The sequence below is a fragment of the Microvirga pakistanensis genome (genome assembly GCF_004458765.1).
Taxonomy (GTDB): Bacteria; Pseudomonadota; Alphaproteobacteria; order Rhizobiales; family Beijerinckiaceae; genus Microvirga; species Microvirga pakistanensis.
Genome location: NZ_SPJX01000304.1, coordinates 1 through 223, shown reverse-complemented (window position 1 = coordinate 223; position 223 = coordinate 1). Strand labels below are relative to the sequence as shown.

At 66.8% G+C, this 223-nt stretch carries 1 protein-coding gene; it reads right to left on the bottom strand.

The genetic code is table 11. The annotated features are described in order from the left end of the window. Positions 1 to 223: hypothetical protein (locus E4K09_RS29825; RefSeq protein WP_204985742.1), on the bottom strand; the 223-nt coding region annotated here is incomplete at both ends.

Genomic DNA, 223 nt, shown 5'->3' with positions numbered 1-223 from the left:
GATGGCCGCAACAGGCGCGGCCATGATGGCAGGAGACCATGACGGCGCAGTGCGGGGGTGACGGTGTGGGAGCGACACGTCTCTGCGAAGCGCGACGGGTGAACTCCCCTTCAGGGCAGCCGCCGTCACGGCGCGGCGGCGGAACGCTGGCCAGCCGAAGCCGTTCTCCGCTGAAGCAATCTCGAGAGGAGGCTCGCCATGGATCTGTGGCGGATGATTTTGT